This is a genomic window from Marisediminitalea sp., from assembly GCF_984433645.1.
Map to the genome: position 1 here is coordinate 1 of NZ_CFIDRX010000282.1, position 2955 is coordinate 2955.

At 50.8% G+C, this 2955-nt stretch carries 3 protein-coding genes and 1 pseudogene; 2 read left to right on the forward strand and 2 right to left on the reverse strand.

The annotated features are described in order from the left end of the window. Positions 1-197: pseudogene (locus tag AC4MRN_RS20285) on the forward strand (dioxygenase family protein); the annotation flags it as partial. A gap of 9 nt (positions 198-206) precedes the next feature. On the opposite strand, the gene AC4MRN_RS20290 reads toward AC4MRN_RS20285, so the two are convergent. Next, positions 207-1553: a M14 family zinc carboxypeptidase gene (locus tag AC4MRN_RS20290; RefSeq protein WP_255052338.1), complete on the reverse strand. Its 1347-nt coding sequence runs from the start codon at positions 1551-1553 to the stop codon at positions 207-209. A 170-nt stretch (positions 1554-1723) separates the two neighbouring features. On the opposite strand from AC4MRN_RS20290, the gene AC4MRN_RS20295 reads away from it, so the two are divergent. Further along, entirely contained in the window at positions 1724-2590 is an 867-nt protein-coding gene (locus AC4MRN_RS20295) for a MurR/RpiR family transcriptional regulator (protein WP_073324390.1), read from the forward strand. Here AC4MRN_RS20295 and AC4MRN_RS20300 read toward each other — a convergent pair. After that, positions 2587-2955: hypothetical protein (locus AC4MRN_RS20300; protein ID WP_491204342.1), on the reverse strand; the 369-nt coding region annotated here is incomplete at its 5' end. The genes AC4MRN_RS20295 and AC4MRN_RS20300 overlap by 4 nt on opposite strands.

A 2955-nucleotide genomic window follows, 5' to 3' on the forward strand; every position in this document is an offset into this window, starting at 1 on the left:
TTTCGCAGTTTGCCTTCAGCGACGAGTTGGTGGAGGCTATCTGCACGTCACACAGCGATTACGCTGCACGCGGGGAGCCAGATACACATTTGTCTGGCGACACCGTCTTTCGCAGCAGCGACGACGATTACCTGTTCGATCTCCAGCAAAATGCCGACGGCTCGTTACTGGCGTACAAACGCATTATTATTTCGTAAGAACAAAGGTCAACAGCCCCGAACCACTTCCCCGTTCAGTACGGCAACAATGTGGCCGTTGTCGTGCTGCATTAGCCAGTACGCCGGGGTATCGGGCTGAAGCCAGGGTTGCGGCAGCGCTTCAGGCACACACAACACTGGCAGTCCTGACTCATTGGTAATGTGTCCGGCGTCGCCAATAAAATAAACCCATCCTTCAGCTAGTCGCTGCAGGTACAGTTCCCTGTTGAGCGAGAGCGGTTCATTCACGACGTATCCTTTCAGTGGTAACACGCGCATGCCAGCGGTATCGGGGGTGTGAAAAGCCTGTTGAACAGACATGTCGCCAATGTGCTTAATGGTGGCCTTGCCGGATTTACGGCACACATTCACGTTTACATCCGCATTAAATGCGGTGTCGAAACAGCGTAGTTGCAACTGGCTGAATTTGATGTCAACCAATCCGTCCTCCACGTTATCCGGGATCCGGTAATAGTCAGCCAGCGACTTTTGCATGTACTGGTTGCTGAGCAAAGCTTCGAGTGCAGCCTGTAAGGCAACTACATTCATTTTTCTGGCAGTCTGTCGGTGTGGGTCGCCCGGGTATGCGCCCGATTCAATTAATATCGTGCTGGCACCGGTTGCCGCTATGTTGTCGCCAAAAGAACGCAGGGAATAGGTATCGTCATATCGTCCAATATGACGGGGTAGCCAGTGTTGAATTGCGTCGGCCATACACGCGATAAGCTGTTTGGCGCGCAAACGTGCTGCGTCCACATGCTTATCGACGTGAAACGCCGGGGCCAGAAATGCAATAGTCGCCGTTTCACCGGTCTCACCGGCAGTGTAGTAAGGGTTCTGGTCGTGCAGGTTAAAGGCCACATCGGGCTTCAAGCTTTGAACCTGCTCCCATAACACTCTGCCCTCGGGTGTCTGCAGTGCCTTTGCGTCGCGGTTAATGTCGATACCCTGCGCGTTCACTCTGATACGATTCTCTGCCCCATCCGGGTTTAGCATCGGAATGACATGCAGTGTTACCAGGGACTGCCAGTTCGTGTCGAGGGACGGTAGTTGCTGAGTTAACAAGATATGCAGCCAATCCAGTACTGCTGCCGTCGCGGTAGGCTCGTCGCCATGCATTTGTGTCCACGCTAATAGAATGAGCGGCCCACGACCCACCGTTAAGCGCGTTATGGGCTTGCCGGAGCAAGCGTGCCCGACAACCGAAGAGGTTACCTCGTTGTGTTGGGCTAACTGTTCAACCACCTGGCTGATGTCTGCAAAGCGCAGGTGAGCGCGATTCAAATTGTCCGTATGGTGTTTATCCCACAAAGAGGCAATGGCATTCGCTGGTACATGGGGATGGGCAGTGTGCATAATTTACGGTAACCTGTTTGGAATAATTTAAAGGCGTGTTGCTCGCTAGCCTTTATTTAAAGAGATTTTGATATTCGCATCAACTAGTTTATATTTGAATAAAAAATTCATTAAGCAAGGTTGAAGTTGTCGCCACGGCGGTGTAACCGGTGAGTAGGAAGTAATCAGTCATGTCTGCCTTTGTTAAAATCAAAGCCATTAAACATTCGCTGTCTGCGAGTGAATCAAAATTAGCGACATTTACGCTGGATTCACCCAATGCTGTGCGTGATCTATCGTCACAGGAATTGGCGAATGTGGTAGGTGTCAGTCAGTCCAGTGTGGTTAAATTTGCCCAGAAATTGGGATACAAAGGATACCCCGCGTTTAAACTTGCAGTCATCGATGCCCTCAATCGCGAAACACCTAATACGCAATTGCATGGTAAGATAACGCTGAACGACGGTTTTGAACAGATGGCCGACAAGCTGCTCAGCAGTAAAATCAGCGTATTAAATGAAACCCGAAATCTGAACGAAATTGTCGAATTCGAAAAAGCCGTAGAGATCATCAAAAACGCCAAGCGTATTCTTATTTGTGGTGTTGGGGGGTCTGCCCTGGTGAGCAAAGACTTTTCATTTAAATTGCAGAAGCTGGGGATGGTGGCGATTGCAGAAGCCGACGGCCATATTCAGTTGGCTGTGGCAGCAACGTTTGGTGAAGCCGATGTGGTGATTGCCATTTCTGAGTCAGGTTCCACCCGCGAAATCGTTAACGTTGTGCAACAGGCTAAAGACAATCACGCCAAGGTAATATCGATTACTAAATACGGCAACACGCCGGTCTCTGAGCCTGCTGACGTCAAATTATACTCGGTGGCGGAGGAAGCTTCGGCCCGGTTGTCTTCCATTCTGGCGCGAACTGCACAGGAGCTAATTATTGATATGCTCTTTATCGCGCTGACACAGGCCTCTCGTCCCGGCCGGAAATTACTCGAACGAACGAATGAAGTAGTATCTCAGTTTCGCCAGGGAAATCCGTCTGTTTCCGGAAGTTAGTTTTCGTCTGTAACGAGCGTGCCACTACTGCGAATGCGGTGAAGCCAGGTCTCAGCCTGAGCATATCCCCGAGTCAGCTCATCGTCACTCAATGTTTGCTGTAGTCGTTGCTGCAGCCAGTTATAGCGGTTGTATAACTCATTATCGTCGGTGAGTGTCAGAATGACCTGATTAAGCGCAAAGGCGTTTACATAGCCGCCGCTGCCTGTTTGTTGTGCATGGTGAAGGCCGGCCAGCCTCTTCATGGCCGGAAAACTCCCCTGAGCAACGGCCTGTTCGAGGAAAGCACGTTGTCGGGCAACAAACGCATCGCGCTTCTCAATAAAGTCGTCCCTGGGCAAAGAGGTAAACCCTTGCGCATCCAT

Coding starts and splice junctions, on each gene's coding strand:
- AC4MRN_RS20290 (WP_255052338.1), bottom strand. CDS start 1,553: ATGCACACTGCCCATCCCCATGTACCAGCGAATGCCATTGCCTCTTTG.
- AC4MRN_RS20295 (WP_073324390.1), top strand. CDS start 1,724: ATGTCTGCCTTTGTTAAAATCAAAGCCATTAAACATTCGCTGTCTGCG.